At 63.9% G+C, this 13,860-nt stretch carries 14 protein-coding genes and 1 pseudogene; 7 read left to right on the top strand and 8 right to left on the bottom strand.

Features of this window, described 5'->3' with window-relative positions:
• Window positions 1–188: 188 nt before the first annotated feature.
• Window positions 189–2,264, top strand: coding sequence for a putative bifunctional diguanylate cyclase/phosphodiesterase (locus tag NKH95_RS12820; protein ID WP_352555588.1), 2,076 nt, complete (start codon window positions 189–191; stop codon window positions 2,262–2,264).
• Window positions 2,265–2,390: 126 nt separating this feature from the next.
• Complete coding sequence (locus NKH95_RS12815; RefSeq protein ID WP_128304284.1) at window positions 2,391–3,032, top strand: LysE family translocator; 642 nt, start codon at window positions 2,391–2,393, stop codon at window positions 3,030–3,032.
• Window positions 3,033–3,038: 6 nt separating this feature from the next.
• On the opposite strand, the gene NKH95_RS12810 is transcribed toward NKH95_RS12815, so the two are convergent.
• The 6 genes from NKH95_RS12810 to NKH95_RS12785 form a co-directional block, all read right to left on the bottom strand.
• Entirely contained in the window at window positions 3,039–3,518 is a 480-nt protein-coding gene (locus NKH95_RS12810) for a hypothetical protein (protein WP_023811319.1), read from the bottom strand.
• Entirely contained in the window at window positions 3,518–3,967 is a 450-nt protein-coding gene (locus tag NKH95_RS12805) for a hypothetical protein (protein WP_023811318.1), read from the bottom strand. The genes NKH95_RS12810 and NKH95_RS12805 overlap by 1 nt, the downstream gene beginning before the upstream one ends.
• A complete protein-coding gene (gene rlmN / locus NKH95_RS12800; protein ID WP_023811317.1) occupies window positions 3,964–5,199 on the bottom strand; it encodes a dual-specificity RNA methyltransferase RlmN in 1,236 nt (411 codons plus the stop codon). Before rlmN ends, NKH95_RS12805 begins: the two co-directional genes overlap by 4 nt.
• A gap of 192 nt (window positions 5,200–5,391) precedes the next feature.
• On the bottom strand, window positions 5,392–5,895 hold the full coding sequence (locus NKH95_RS12795) for an invasion associated locus B family protein (RefSeq protein ID WP_023811316.1): 504 nt from the start codon (window positions 5,893–5,895) through the stop codon (window positions 5,392–5,394).
• Between the two features lie 270 nt (window positions 5,896–6,165).
• A complete protein-coding gene (locus tag NKH95_RS12790) occupies window positions 6,166–6,528 on the bottom strand; it encodes a YkvA family protein (protein WP_128304281.1) in 363 nt (120 codons plus the stop codon).
• Between the two features lie 122 nt (window positions 6,529–6,650).
• Window positions 6,651–6,947, bottom strand: a complete 297-nt coding sequence (locus NKH95_RS12785) for a 4a-hydroxytetrahydrobiopterin dehydratase (protein ID WP_023811314.1) — start codon at window positions 6,945–6,947, stop codon at window positions 6,651–6,653.
• 50 nt (window positions 6,948–6,997) lie between these two features.
• Here NKH95_RS12785 and NKH95_RS12780 point away from each other — a divergent pair.
• Window positions 6,998–7,506: pseudogene (locus tag NKH95_RS12780) on the top strand (low molecular weight protein-tyrosine-phosphatase).
• Here the strand turns inward: NKH95_RS12780 and thpR are convergent.
• Window positions 7,410–8,006 carry an RNA 2',3'-cyclic phosphodiesterase gene (gene thpR / locus NKH95_RS12775; RefSeq protein ID WP_127382293.1) on the bottom strand — a complete coding sequence of 199 codons (597 nt, stop codon included), beginning with the start codon at window positions 8,004–8,006 and terminating at the stop codon, window positions 7,410–7,412. The pseudogene NKH95_RS12780 and the gene thpR sit on opposite strands and share 97 nt — an antisense overlap.
• Before the next feature lie 125 nt (window positions 8,007–8,131).
• Window positions 8,132–8,776, bottom strand: a complete 645-nt coding sequence (locus NKH95_RS12770; protein ID WP_128304279.1) for an arylesterase — start codon at window positions 8,774–8,776, stop codon at window positions 8,132–8,134.
• Between the two features lie 84 nt (window positions 8,777–8,860).
• On the opposite strand from NKH95_RS12770, the gene NKH95_RS12765 reads away from it, so the two are divergent.
• The 4 genes from NKH95_RS12765 (at window position 8,861) to NKH95_RS12750 (ending at window position 13,795) form a co-directional block, all read left to right on the top strand.
• Window positions 8,861–9,556, top strand: coding sequence for an ABC transporter ATP-binding protein (locus NKH95_RS12765; RefSeq protein WP_352797832.1), 696 nt, complete (start codon window positions 8,861–8,863; stop codon window positions 9,554–9,556).
• A complete protein-coding gene (locus tag NKH95_RS12760; RefSeq protein ID WP_352772582.1) occupies window positions 9,556–12,105 on the top strand; it encodes an ABC transporter permease in 2,550 nt (849 codons plus the stop codon). The genes NKH95_RS12765 and NKH95_RS12760 overlap by 1 nt, the downstream gene beginning before the upstream one ends.
• A 227-nt stretch (window positions 12,106–12,332) precedes the next feature.
• Window positions 12,333–13,112 (top strand): Bax inhibitor-1/YccA family protein, encoded by a 780-nt coding sequence (locus tag NKH95_RS12755; RefSeq protein WP_023811308.1) that lies wholly within the window; start codon window positions 12,333–12,335, stop codon window positions 13,110–13,112.
• A 110-nt stretch (window positions 13,113–13,222) separates the two neighbouring features.
• Window positions 13,223–13,795 carry a GNAT family N-acetyltransferase gene (locus tag NKH95_RS12750; protein ID WP_023811307.1) on the top strand — a complete coding sequence of 191 codons (573 nt, stop codon included), beginning with the start codon at window positions 13,223–13,225 and terminating at the stop codon, window positions 13,793–13,795.
• The last annotated feature ends 65 nt before the right edge of the window (window positions 13,796–13,860 follow it).

Below are 13,860 nucleotides of genomic sequence, written 5' to 3'. Positions count from 1 at the left end.
CCAGCGCATGGCCGGGGGCCGCCGGCAGCGGAAACAACCTGCTGCAATCAAAGGCTGCATTTGCTGGAAGGACTTAATCAAGTTTTCACGCCGTGCCGCTAACATTCGCGACAAAGCCGCCTCGACCATTTCCGGGCGGCTTCTTGCCTGCCTTGTCGCGGGTGTCCCTCGGGCTCGGGCCGTTCTTGATGCGCGTTATATCATGCATCGCCATGGAGCATAATCTGTGGCTTGTCCTGCTGGCGGCGCTGATGTGCGTCACCGGCTGCTGGGTGACGATCGGCCTCTTCGACCGTTCGAGAAAAACCACCGGCGTGCAGATGAAGGGCTGGCTGTTCCTGACCGCGGTCGCCGCCGGCTCGTCGATCTGGTGCACCCATTTCATCGCCATGCTGGCCTACCAGCCCGGCGCGCCGATCACCTTCGATCCGGTCCTGACCATGGCATCCCTGGTCATCGCCATCGCCGGCACCGGGCTGGGTTTCACCCTCGCATCCGGCAAGAGCCGGCGCCTGGCCCCGGAATGGGGCGGCGTCGTCGTCGGCCTGGCGATCTCGGCCATGCACTACACCGGCATGATGGCCTATCACGTTGCCGGCATCGTCGAATGGGACGGCTCCTATGTCGTGGCCTCACTGGTCATCTCGGCGGTGTTCTCCGCCCTGGCCGTCGGCCATGCCGTGCGCCGGCCATACCGCTGGTCGAACTATCTCGCCATCGGGCTGCTGGTGCTGGCGATCGTCGGCCTGCATTTCACGGCTATGGCCGCGGTGGCGGTGACGCCGCTGTCCTTCATCAGCACAGGCACCAATCCCGATATTCTGGTGGCAATGGCGGTCGCCGTCGCCGTGGTGGGCCTGATCGTCGCGGCCACCGGCTTCGCCAGCTATCTGATCGATGAGCGTGGTCGTTTGGAGAGCTTCGAGCGGCTTCAGCATCTCGCCCTCAACGACGCCCTTACCGGCCTTCCCAACCGGGTCTCCTTCAACGACCGCCTTGACCATGAAATCGACCGGGCATGCGAGGGCGAGGACACAATGACGGCGGTCATCGTCATCGATCTCGACCGCTTCAAGGAGATCAACGACCTCAGGGGGCATGCGGCCGGCGACCAGGCGCTCAAGATCGTCGCCCGCAGGCTGTCGAAACTCATCGGCGAGGGCGAATTCGTCGCCCGGCTCGGCGGTGACGAGTTCGCCGCGATCAAGCGCTTCAAGGATCAGAAGGACCTTCTCGGGCTGGTCTCGCGGCTGGAGAAATCCCTGTTCGAGCCGTTGCGGCTCGACGATTTCGAAATCGCCGCCGGCGCCAGCATCGGCGTAGCGATCTATCCGCGCGACGGGGCCGACCGCGAGCGGCTGGTCAGCAATGCCGATCTTGCCATGTACCGGGCAAAGAACGACGTCACGCGAGCCGTCTGCTTCTACGAATCCGCCATGGATGAGACGGCGCGGGCGCGCCGCGCGCTGGCCACCGACCTTCGCCAGGCGATCGAGCGCGGCGAGCTTTCGCTCCACTATCAGGTACAGACCTCGGTCCCGACCGGCGCCACCTGCGGCTACGAGGCGCTGCTGCGCTGGACCCATCCGGTGCACGGCATGATCCCGCCCGCCGAATTCATCCCGATTGCCGAGGAGAACGGCTCGATCATGGCGATCGGCGAATGGGTGCTGCGGACCGCGTGCCGCCAGGCGGCCTCGTGGGGCAACGGCCACAAGATCGCGGTCAATTTGTCGCCGGTACAGTTCGCCCATGCCGATCTCGCCAAGCTCGTCCATCAGATCCTGATCGAGACCGGGCTGTCGCCGAAACGGCTGGAGCTGGAGCTCACCGAATCGACGATCGTCGCCGACAAGGTGCGCACGCTGCATGTTCTGCGCCAGATCAAGGCGCTGGGGGTGACGATCGCGATCGACGATTTCGGCACCGGCTATTCATCGCTCGATACGCTGCGCTCGTTTCCGTTCGACAAGATCAAACTCGACCGTTCATTCATGGCTGACGTCGAGCGAAGCCCGCAGGCCAAGGCCATCATCCGGGCGGTGCTGACGCTGGGCCGCAGCCTCGACATTCCGGTGCTTGCCGAAGGCGTCGAGACGCATGTCCAGCTCACCATCCTGCAAGTCGAAGGCTGCAACGAGGCGCAAGGCTATTTCCTCGGCCGGCCCAAGCCGATCGACCAGATCACCGGGGACGCCGATGTCCGCAACGATCAACTCGTCGCGGAGGAGCCGGCGAGGATGCGGCTGAGCAGGCAGGCATAGGACGCCGCGGCCGGCCGTCCAGCGAATGCCGTGCGGACGCCTGCTGGATCGAAATCGGGTCGCTGCTGTGTCTGGCATCGTCATGGCGCATCCTGTATAGGCCTCGCAATCCCTTGGGGGCCGCTCATGTCGTTCATTCCAGACACCGCCACGCTGATCCAGTTCGCCATCGCCACGGTCATCCTGGCGATCACGCCGGGGCCGGACATGACCCTGTTCGTCTCGCGCACGCTGAGCCAGGGCCGTGCCACCGGCTTTGCCTCGATGGCCGGCGCGCTGTGCGGCACGCTGATCCACACCACACTGGTGGTTGTCGGTGTCTCGGCGCTGATCGTCGCCTCGCCGATGGCTTTCTTCGTGCTGAAGATCTTCGGCGCCGGCTATCTCGTCTTCCTGGCCTGGCAGGCAATCACCAGGGGCTCGGCCTTTTCGCCGGAGAAGAAGACAGGCCCCGAGATTTCCCTGTTGCGCAGCTGGGCCGCGGGTCTTGGCGTCAATCTGCTCAACCCGAAGATCATCCTGTTCTTCATGACCTTCCTGCCGCAGTTCGTCTCCGCGCATGATCCGAACGCACCGGGAAAGCTGTTTTTCCTTGGGCTGATGTTCATTGTGCTGTCGGTCCCGGTGACGGTGCCGATGGTGCTGGCGGCGGAAAAGTTTTCGGCGGCGATGAAGGCCAGCCCGCGCGTCACACGGGCGGTCGACTATCTCTTTGCCGGCGTGTTCTCCGCCTTCGCCCTCAAGATCCTGACGGCGCAGGCGAAGTAGGCGCCGTCATCCTGTCTGGCCATCCTCTTTTGATCCTGGTTCGCCTTGCCACCAGCTTGCGGCCCAGCGCCCGGCGCTGAGCCAGTAAAAGATACCACCGACCATGCCGCTGCCGATCACGGCCATGATGGCGCTGGTGTCCCTGACGACGAAGGCGGTGTCACCGCTGCGGTCGGCAAGCCCGAGGAAAACACCGGCAACCACCGCGCCTGCCAGCGCATAGAACAGCCAGTCGCGCCGGCCCAGGATTTCGGCAAGCAGGATGACGACAGAGGCCGGCATCAGGGCGAAATAGGCGACGAACAGAGCGGCGAAGGGAATTGAGAAATACAGGGAAGCCGTCGCCGTCGGATGCGCATGCTCCGGCGTGTAGCCGAGCGATGCCAGCAACAGGATGTTGAGGAAGGCGCTCGCCGCCAGCGAGGCGACGGCATAGCCGAACAGGATGACGGTGAAACGGACGAGGTAGCCGACGAGACGCGCCATCAATCCCGGCCCAGATTCTGTCGCGTGCCGGACCTGCGTCCAGCCAGAAGCCAGTAGACCGAACCGGCGGCGATGCCGGCGGTGGCGAGAAAACCCAGAAAGCCCGGATTGAAGACAAAGCTGCTGGCCGAGCGCGGCATGGATACGCCAAAGGCGATGGACGTGATCGCACCGGTGGCGGCGAAGTAGAACCATCCCCGAAGTGAAAACCGTTCGGCGACAAAGAGCGCCGGGCCGACGATCAACAGCGCGCCGATCGTTACGGTCAAGACGGCGAGCGGGAACGAGCCCAGCCAGTCGAAAGCGAAAATGATGGACCAGTTGCCGTCTTCGATGCCTTCCAGGAGAGCGATCAGCAGCACCGGCACCAGGATCGAGGTCAGCACCGCGGCGACATAGCCGACCGCCATGATGGCGAAGCGTTTTAGCCAGGCGAAGGGGCGGCTCACGCCTCGCCGTGCCCCGCTATCATCATCGCTTCCAGCGCCAGCCGGTCGACCTTGCGCATGCGCTCGGAGTCGGATTTGAGCTGGCCGCAGGCGGCGAGAATGTCGCGGCCGCGCGGCGTGCGGATCGGCGAGGCATAGCCGGCATTGTTGATGTAATCGGCGAATTTCTCGATCGTCTCCCAGTCCGAGCACTGGTAATTGGTGCCCGGCCACGGGTTGAACGGGATCAGGTTGATCTTGGCCGGAATGCCCTTGAGCAGCTTGATCAGGCCCTTGGCGTCCTCGATGGAATCGTTGACGTCCTTCAGCATCACATATTCGAAGGTGATGCGCTTGGCGTTCGACAAGCCGGGATAGGCGCGGCAGGCGGCGATCAGCTCGTTGAGCGGATACTTCTTGTTGATCGGCACAAGCAAGTCGCGCAGATCGTCATTGGTGGCGTGCAGCGAGATCGCCAGCATGACGCCGATCTCCTCGCCGGTGCGGAAGATTTCCGGCACGACGCCGGAGGTCGACAGCGTGATGCGCCGCTTCGACAGGGACAGGCCGTCACCGTCGGAAGCGATCAGCAGCGCCTTCTTCACCGCTTCGAAATTGTAAAGCGGTTCGCCCATGCCCATCATGACGACGTTGGACACTTTGCGGCCCTCGGCCGGCACGATGGCGCCGTCGGGCGTGTCGCGGTCGGGAAAATCGCCGAGCCGGTCGCGGGCGGTGAGCAGCTGGGCGAGGATCTCCTCAGCCGTCAGATTGCGCACCAGCTTCTGCGTGCCGGTGTGGCAAAACGAGCAGGTCAGCGTGCAGCCCACCTGCGAGGAGATGCACAGCGTGCCGCGACCCTCTTCGGGAATATAGACCGTCTCGATCTCGACCGGCCGGCCGGCGCCGCGCGGCGGAAAGCGGAACAGCCATTTGCGCGTGCCGTCGGCGGAAATCTGCTCTTCGACGATCTCAGGCCTGGCGACGGTGAAATGCTTGTCGAGCTCGGCGCGCAGATCCTTGGAGATGTTGAACATGCCGGCGAAATCGGAGACGCCGCGCACATACATCCAGTGCCAGAGCTGCTGGGCACGCATCTTGGCCTGGCGTTCCGGCACAGTGCCTGATGCAACCAGAGCCTCGGCGAGTTCGACCCGCGTCAGGCCGATCAGCGACGGCTTTTCGGGCTGTGCCGCGCGGGCACGCAACGCGTCGCGGGCGCCGTCAGTGGTGAGATCGAATGAAAGGGTCATGGTTGCACTGATATAAGCGGTTTGCGGCCGATTTCACGCATCGTGCCGGAAAGGAAGCGCGGCGCATAGCACAGGTTGAAGGCAGAGTCATGCGGAGTGCGATGATGCACCCTCGCCAGAGATCCACCAACAGACCCAAAAACGAAAGGCCGGGCTTTGCGGCCCGGCCTTTCACTCAAAACAAAGCCTAGCCTATTTGCACTTGGCAATCGACGTCAGCGCCGCCGAAATACCTTTCAGGGAGAAGACATAGGAGGTGGGATTGCCGCGGCCGGACTTCGCCGTCACCTTCATGTCGGTGCCGGTCTTCATGGCGGCGATCAGCACCGGCTCCTCGGCGGCATTCTCGACCCAGGCCGATTTGCCGCGGGTGAACATCGAAAACGTCTTCTTATCGATGGTCACGGTGGCCTTGGAGCCGTCCTGGAAGTTGTAGCCGGCAATGAATTGCGGCTCGTACGACACTTGCTGGCCGGGCCGCTGGCTGACGAAGAAGAACATGTCGCCATGGTCGAGCGTCGGCGGCTGCTTGTCGGTCGGCACGGTCAGGACATAGCAGACCTTGCCGCCCGATGCCTGGTAGCTGTAGGTGCCCCAGGCATTGTGCTGGCCGATCTTGGTCGCCGACTGCGCCAGCGCCGGGGCTGCCACGGCCACCAGGACCAGACTCGAAACTATAGCAATCAATCCGCGCATCGCTTTTCCCGTATTCCAAATGGTGCGGAGGCAGGCCGGCTTGGCGTCCTGCCCGTCGCTTCATTTTGATTTAATCTGGGTTACCAAACGGTGAATTTCCGAAGAGAAAAGGACCCTCACCCCGAGGAAACCGCCGCCATTCCCGCGCCGCCGCCTTGCGAGCGGCTGGCGCGACATCCCTTTGGCGACTTGGAGGCCACGAAAGCGGCAAGAGTTTGACTTTTTACGCTGCCGCGGAAAGCCGGCTTCAACGGCGTTCCGTGCGCGAGTTCAGCCCTTGTCGGCCATGGCGTCCCTGGCGGCCTGCCGGTGCGCAGTGGTGATGTGGGCACTGACGGCGGTGATCGCGGCGGTGAGCACGGCGATGTCGTCGGTGAAGCCAAGCCCGAAGACGAAGTCGGGGATGACATCCACCGGCAGCACGAAATAGCCGAGCGCGGCGAGCAGAATGCCTTTGGCGCGCAGCGGCGTGTTCTTGTCCATGGCGCAGTAATAGGCGGCCACCACCTCTTCCATGAAGGGGATCTGCCGCGCGGCCTTCTTGGCTGTGCGCCAGAATTTCTCGCGCACTTCGCTCTCGTCCGCCAGCTTGCCGCCAAAGCCGAAGAAATTAAAACCGGATTGTCGCGCCATCAGTCTCTCCTTGCAGAGCCCGTGCGCATCCCGGCGCATGCCCGCGGGCAAAATGTGGTGAAACCCGACCCCCGCTACAAGATGCCGGTGCCGATTTGGGCCCGCCGAGGCGATACCAGGCCTCAGGCGCCGGCAAAACGGTTCATTTTCTTGGCCAGATCGATATCGAGCGCGGTGACGCCGCCGGCGTCGTGAGTGTTCAGCGTCACGTCGACTGTCTTGTAGACATTCGACCAGTCGGGATGATGGTCCATCGTCTCGGCGGCAAGCGCGACGCGGGTCATGAACGCGAAAGCCTCGGAGAAATTCGCGAAGGTGAATGTGCGCTTGATGGAGGCGCCGTCTTCCGCCAGCGCCCAGCCGTCGAGACCGGTCAATGCGGCTTCAGCGGCTTGCCTGCCCAGTTTCTCTCTCGCCATGTCCATATCCTGTGCTATTCGAAAACGACCCTCACCATAGCGACGGATCGATGAGCGCGAAGCCCATAAACTCCATTCTCTTCGTCTGCCTCGGCAACATCTGCCGGTCGCCGCTGGCGGAAGGTGTCTTCCGCGCCGTTTGGGCCGAGCGCGGATCGGCCCGGGATATCCTGCTCGATTCTGTGACTGGGAGGCCGGCTCTGCCCCCGATCGACGCGCGATCGCGATCGCGGTGCGGCACGGCGTAGACATTTCCGGACAGAGGGCGCGCAAGGTCACGCCGCAGGACCTCCACCGTTTCGACCTGATCCTCGGCATGGACCGGTCGAATGTCGCCGACCTGAAGGCGCTGGCGCCGGCGGCCGTGCAGGACCGCATCCATCTGTTCCTGGAGTTCGCGCAGGGAAAGGCACGCGACGTGCCGGATCCTTATCATGACGAGGCAGAAGCCTTCGCTTCCGCCTATCGCATGATCCGCGAGGCGTCGGAGGCGCTGGCGACAAGGCTGGAGGCGCGGGCGTCCGTGCCTGACAGCGGCCAGGCTTCCTCGACGATATAGGGTCCGCCGCCGACCGAATCGCGCGACGACATCAGCACGAAACGGCCGATGCGGAACGGCAGCGTCGAGAAATTGCCGCGCGCCGACAGATATTGGGCGACGTCCAGCGGAGTCGAATTGCGTAAGCGCGCCAGCGTCACATGCGGCATGAACTTGCGCGGATCGGCCGGGATGCCGAGCCGCTGGCAGATGCGGTCGATCTCGCCCTGAAGGGCAGCCAGACCGGGCGAGGCGGAAGCACCCGCCCACACCGCATGCGGCTTCTTCTGCCCGAAAGCGCCGACGCCGGACAGCGCCAGCGAGAAGGAAGGGCGGTGGACGCGGTCGAGCGCGTTGGCGATCTCGTCGGCGACATGGCCGGGGACATCGCCGATGAAGCGCAGCGTCAGATGGTAGTTTTCGACATCGATCCAGCGGGCTCCCGGCAAGCCGCCCCGCAGCAGGGACAGCGAAAGGGCAGCGTCACGCGGGATTTCGAGGGCGGTGAAAAGACGCGGCATGAAGAGCCTCCCTTCCTCGAATCGAACTGTCACCTATAGCGAATCATCGATAGTCAAACGGAGCAAGAGGTTTGTTGGCCACAGTCCCTGTTAAAAGCTTGCCGGGCGGAAACAGTTCCAATCCGCTAGGAATCGCCCGGCACTGCCGCGATCACCTTCTCTACCGTCGGCAGGATGCGTTCGACCATCTGGTCGACGCCTTTTGCGCTCGGATGCAGGCCGTCCTCGAGTTGCATGCCGGGCTGGCCGGCGACGCCGTCGAGAAAGAACGGGTAGAGCACGACTTCGTATTTCTTCGCCAGGTCCGGAAAAATGGCGTCGAACGCATTCTGGTAGTCGGGACCGAGATTGGGTGCGGCACGCATGCCGGCCAGAAGCACGGCAATCTTGCGCTGCTTCAGCTTGCTCAGCATCTCGTCGAGGTTCTTCCTGGTGATGTCGGGCGAAACGCCGCGCAGCATGTCGTTGGCGCCGAGTTCGAGGATGACAAGCTGCGTGCCGTCCGGCACCGACCAGTCGAGCCGAGCCAGGCCGCCGCTCGTCGTGTCGCCGGAGACGCCGGCATTGGCGACGATCACATCCTGGCCCCTGGCGCCAAGCGCGGCCTGCAGCCTGTCGGTAAAGCCCTGGTCCGGGCCAAGACCGAAGCCCGCCATCAGGCTGTCACCGAAGCCGACGATCTTGAACGGCTCGGCGCTCGCCGACGACATGGCGCCGCTGATGGCGAGGAAAACCATCAAGCCTGCGGCAATACTGCGTTTGAAAGACATGCGGCAGGCCCCATATGAGCTAGGAATTCTTCAGTCGACGGCTTCCGGCAAGCAGAGCCTTCCCAGATATAGGACGATTTCATTTTGACAGAAGCCGTCATCGCGCTGAAAGATGTATCCCTGACCCTTGGCGAGGGCGCTTCATCGGTCCATGTGCTGAAGGGTGTCAGCCTTGATGTGGCGACCGGCGAGGCGACCGGCATCGTAGGACCTTCGGGTTCCGGCAAGTCGACATTGCTGATGGTCCTGGCAGGCCTGGAAGGGGTCGATTCGGGTACGGTCCGAATCGCTGGCGTTTTGCTCAACGGCAAAAGCGAGGACCAGATTGCTTCGTTTCGTGGCCGAAACATCGGCATCGTGTTCCAGTCCTTCCATCTCATTCCCAACATGACGGCGCTGGAAAATGTCGCGGTGCCGCTGGAACTGGCCGGCCATGCCGATCCGTTTTCGGTGGCGGCGCGCGAGCTGGCGGCGGTTGGCCTCAGCGACCGCGTCACCCACTATCCCGGCGAATTGTCGGGCGGCGAGCAACAGCGCGTGGCGATCGCCCGCGCATTGGCGCCGTCGCCGCGCATCCTGATCGCCGACGAGCCGACCGGCAATCTCGACCAGGCGACCGGGCGGCAGGTCGCCGACCTCTTGTTTGCCAAGGCGGCCGAGCGCGGCATGACGCTGGTGCTGGTGACCCATGATCCGGCGCTCGCGGCGCGCTGTTCGCGCCAGGTTTCGATGCGCTCGGGCCGGATCGAGGCACCGGCCCCCGTCAAGGTGACGGCCTGATGCCGCTGTCCCGGACGTTGAGGCTCGCGGTCCGCTTCTCACTGCGCGAGATGCGCGGCGGCCTGTCCGGCTTCCTGATCTTCCTCGCCTGCATCGCGCTCGGCGTCGCGGCCATCGGCGGCGTCAACTCGGTGGCGCGTTCGATCACCGCCGGTGTCGCCAATCAGGGCCAGACGCTGCTCGGCGGCGATCTTCGCTTCCAGATCAACCAGCGTGACGCCAGCCGGGCGGAGCGCAGCTTCCTTGACGGGCTCGGCACGGTTTCCCGGACCGCCAGCATGCGTTCGATGGCGCGTCTGGCCGACGGATCCGACCAGGCGCTGGTCGAGGCCAAGGCGGTCGACCATGCCTATCCGCTCTATGGCACGCTGGAGACCGAGCCGGCACTGTCGAAACAGGAACTGTTCGGCGAAGAGTTCGGCGTCTTCGGTGCGGCGGCACCCGATCTTCTGTTCGAGCGGTTGCACGTCAAGATCGGCGACCGGCTGAAGCTCGGCACCGCCACTTTCGAACTGCGCGCCAGGCTGGTCGCCGAACCGGACGCCGTGTCCGACGGTTTCGGCTTCGCCCCAAGGCTGATGATCTCGACCGACGGACTGGCGGCCACTGGACTGATCCAGCCGGGCAGCCTGGTCGAGAATGCCTACAAGATCCGGCTGCCGGCAGACGCCGACGAGGTGCGGCTGAAAGCCGTCCAGGACAAGGCCGCCACGGATTTCCCCGAAGCAGGCTGGTCGATCCGCACACGCAGCAACGCGGCGCCCGCGCTGTCGTCCAACATTGAACGTTTCTCGCAGTTCCTGACCCTGGTCGGGCTGACGGCGCTGGTGGTCGGCGGCGTGGGCGTCGCCAATGCGGTACGCGCCTATCTCGACGGCAAGCGCGGCGTCATCGCCACCTTCAAGAGCCTGGGCGCTTCGGGCGGCTTCGTCTTTGCCATCTATCTCGTGCAGATCCTGATCATAGCCGGATTGGGTATCGTGCTGGGCCTTGTGCTCGGCGCACTGATGCCGTTCGCGGCGAGTGCGGCCTTGCAATCCGTCATTCCGGTGCCTGCCGAAGGCGGCTTCTATCCCGGCGCGCTCGGTATGGCGGCGCTGTTCGGCCTGCTGGTGACGTTGGCTTTCGCGCTGCTGCCGCTCGGCCGCGCCCGCGACGTGCCGGCAACCGCGCTGTTTCGCGAAATGGGGCTGGAAGGCCGCGGCTTGCCGCGCCCCGCTTATGTCGCGGCCGCCATAGGCATCGCGCTGTTGCTTGCGGCGCTGGCCATTCTGTTCTCGGGCGACCAGCGCATAGCCTCGATTTTTGTCGGCGCTACCGTCTTCGCCTTCCTGGTGCTGCGCGTGGTCGGCGCACTGGTGCAATGGGCGGCCAGGAAAAGCCCGCGCGTGCGCTTCGTGGCGCTCAGGCTCGCCATCGGCAACATTCATCGGCCAGGCGCCCTGACGCCATCGGTGGTGCTGTCCCTGGGGCTTGGCCTGACGCTGCTGGTGACGCTGGCGCTGATCGATGGCAATCTCAGGCGGCAGATCTCCGGCAGCCTGCCGGAACGGGCGCCGAACTTCTTCTTCGTCGACATCCAGAGCGCCGATGTCGCGTCGTTCTCGGCGCTGATCGGCAAGGAGGCCCCGCAGGGCGTGCTGGCCAAGGTGCCGATGCTGCGCGGCCGGGTGATGGCGCTGAACGGTGTCGATGTCGACAAGGTGAAAGTGCCGGCGGAAGGCGCCTGGGTGCTGAGGGGGGACCGCGGCCTGACCTATGACACCAGGCAACCGGAGAACGCGACGTTGACCGAGGGCAGTTGGTGGCCCGAAAATTACAGCGGCGAACCGCTGGTTTCGTTTTCGGCGCAAGAAGGCAAGGAGATCGGGCTGAAGCTCGGCGACACCATCACCGTCAATGTGCTGGGCCGCAATGTCACCGCCAGGATCGCCAATTTCCGCCAGGTCGAATGGGAGACGATGGGCATCAATTTCGTCATGGTCTTCTCGCCCAACACATTCGCAGGCGCCCCGCATGGCTGGATGGCGACGCTGACCGAAAAGAGTGCCTCGACGGCCGACGACGCCCGCATCCTCAACGCCGTCACCCGCGCCTTCCCCGCGGTGACGACGGTGCGGGTCAAGGACGCGCTCGATGTCGTCAACCGGTTGGTCGGGCAACTCGGCACGGCGATCCGGGCCGCCGCTGGCGTGGCGCTGATCGCCTCGGTGCTGGTGCTGGCCGGCGCGCTTGCAGCCGGCAACCGGGCGCGCATCCATGATGCGGTGGTGTTGAAGACGCTGGGTGCGACACGCACGACGCTGATATCGGCCTTCTCGCTCGAATATATGCTGATCGGGCTGGCCACCGCCATCTTCGCGCTGGCAGCGGGCAGTGCTGCCGCCTGGTTCGTCGTCGCGCGCATCATGACATTGCCGTCGCATTTCATGCCGGAGGTGGCGGTGGCAACCATTCTGTTTTCGCTGGTGGTCACGGTCGGCATTGGTCTCGCCGGCACCTGGCGGGTGCTCGGCCACAAGGCAGCACCGGTGCTGCGCAACCTGTGACGACAGGCCCGGAAAAGGCATCCTGGATTAAATCTTGGTAAGAAAGCCGTCCGGAAAGCCGAGGAATCGGCACTTGGTTGCCTCACGAACCGTTACATCCGGTTACGGTCTTGTTCTTGACGCGAATAACCATCATATTTCGCCACAGGCATGCTGGAGCCCTGCCAGCGGCGCCTGGGTCCGGAAGGACCTGACACCGGACGGGGCAGAAGCAATAGAGGACTACAATGGCTGATCCCATTCGCAACTACCAGACGCGCGCCGTGCCCGGCGTCAGCGTCGGTGCCGACATCGATCAGGGCCTGCGCGCCTACATGATCAAGGTTTACAATCTGATGGGGCTTGGCCTCCTCATCACTGGTCTTGCCGCTGTCGGCACGATCATGCTGGCCACCACCACCGATCCGGCTTCGGCTGTCGCGACGCTGCCAAGCGGCGAGATGCTGACCTCGTTCGGCTACGCGATCTTCGGTTCGCCGCTGCGCTGGGTGGTGATGCTGGCGCCGCTGGCCGCCGTGTTCTTCCTGTCGTTCAGGATTCAGTCGATGAGCGTCGCTGCCGCGCAGACCACGTTCTGGGTCTATGCCGGTCTCGTCGGCCTGTCGCTGTCGTCGATCTTCCTGGTCTACACCACGGCAAGCATCTCGCAGACCTTCTTCGCCACCGCCGCCGCTTTCGGCGCGCTGTCGCTGTTCGGCTACACCACCAAGCGCGACTTGACGGCAATGGGCTCGTTCCTGATCATGGGCGTGTTCGGAATCATCATCGCGTCGGTGATCAACATCTTCCTGCAGTCGTCGGCGCTGTCTTTCGCCGTGTCGGCGATCGGCGTGCTGGTCTTCGCCGGCCTCACCGCCTATGACACGCAGAAGATCAAGGAGATGTATTTCGAGGGCGATGCTACCGATGTCGCCGGCCGCAAGGCGATCATGGGCGCGCTGAGGCTCTATCTCGACTTCATCAACCTGTTCATGTTCCTGCTGCAGTTCATGGGCGACCGCCGCTAGTACAGCAGCGCTTGGACCATCGAGTTCCAGAAGGGCGGCCCAACGGCCGCCCTTTTCTTTTGTCTTGGCCTTTGCTGTTATTGCGAGCAGAGAAACGACATGCATAAACAATGAGCAATATTACGATCCGGCCTGTCACGGTGGCCGACCTCGACAGCGTCACGGCCATCTATGCCGACGCGGTGACCCAAGGCACGGCGAGCTATGAGCTGGAGCCGCCGAGCCGCGCGGAGATGGGTGTTCGATTCGACAGCCTGATGGCCGGCGGCTTTCCTTACCTGGTGGCGGAGAAGGACGGCACTGTTCTCGGCTACGCCTATGCCGGCGCCTTCCGGCCGCGCCCGGCCTATCGCTTCATCGTCGAGGATTCGGTCTATGTCGCGCCCGAGGCCAAGGGCCAGGGCGTCGGGCTCAAGCTGATGCAAAGCCTGATCGAGGCAGTGACGACGGCGGGCTTTCGCCAGATCATCGCGGTGATCGGCGATGGCCGTCCCGACAGTGCCTCGGTGCGGCTGCACGAAAAGCTCGGCTTTCGCTATTCGGGACGCCTCGAAGGTTCCGGCTACAAGCATGGGCGCTGGCTGGACACGGTGTTCATGCAGCTGTCGCTGAATGGCGGTGCCTCGGCGCCGCCCGATCCGAGCTCGCTGCCGGAGCGGAAGTTTCGTCTTAAAGGGGACTGAAGCGAGGAATTGGGGAACTGAAGAACTGAAGAACTGAACAACTGAAGAACTGAAGAACTGAAGAA

It is taken from the genome of Mesorhizobium sp. M0848 (assembly GCF_040319805.1).
Classification (GTDB): domain Bacteria; phylum Pseudomonadota; class Alphaproteobacteria; order Rhizobiales; family Rhizobiaceae; genus Mesorhizobium.
This window is presented reverse-complemented; position numbering and strand designations above follow the sequence as displayed.

Excerpts from the sequence above, each read along its gene's own strand:
- NKH95_RS12770 (WP_128304279.1), bottom strand. The coding sequence starts at position 8,776 with ATGTCTTTCAAACGCAGTATTGCCGCAGGCTTGATGGTTTTCCTCGCC.
- NKH95_RS12785 (WP_023811314.1), bottom strand. The coding sequence starts at position 6,947 with ATGGCGAGAGAGAAACTGGGCAGGCAAGCCGCTGAAGCCGCATTGACC.
- NKH95_RS12795 (WP_023811316.1), bottom strand. The coding sequence starts at position 5,895 with ATGCGCGGATTGATTGCTATAGTTTCGAGTCTGGTCCTGGTGGCCGTG.
- thpR (WP_127382293.1), bottom strand. The coding sequence starts at position 8,006 with ATGCCGCGTCTTTTCACCGCCCTCGAAATCCCGCGTGACGCTGCCCTT.
- NKH95_RS12790 (WP_128304281.1), bottom strand. The coding sequence starts at position 6,528 with ATGGCGCGACAATCCGGTTTTAATTTCTTCGGCTTTGGCGGCAAGCTG.
- NKH95_RS12815 (WP_128304284.1), top strand. The coding sequence starts at position 2,391 with ATGTCGTTCATTCCAGACACCGCCACGCTGATCCAGTTCGCCATCGCC.
- NKH95_RS12820 (WP_352555588.1), top strand. The coding sequence starts at position 189 with ATGCGCGTTATATCATGCATCGCCATGGAGCATAATCTGTGGCTTGTC.
- NKH95_RS12810 (WP_023811319.1), bottom strand. The coding sequence starts at position 3,518 with ATGGCGCGTCTCGTCGGCTACCTCGTCCGTTTCACCGTCATCCTGTTC.
- NKH95_RS12750 (WP_023811307.1), top strand. The coding sequence starts at position 13,223 with ATGAGCAATATTACGATCCGGCCTGTCACGGTGGCCGACCTCGACAGC.
- NKH95_RS12760 (WP_352772582.1), top strand. The coding sequence starts at position 9,556 with ATGCCGCTGTCCCGGACGTTGAGGCTCGCGGTCCGCTTCTCACTGCGC.
- NKH95_RS12755 (WP_023811308.1), top strand. The coding sequence starts at position 12,333 with ATGGCTGATCCCATTCGCAACTACCAGACGCGCGCCGTGCCCGGCGTC.
- rlmN (WP_023811317.1), bottom strand. The coding sequence starts at position 5,199 with ATGACCCTTTCATTCGATCTCACCACTGACGGCGCCCGCGACGCGTTG.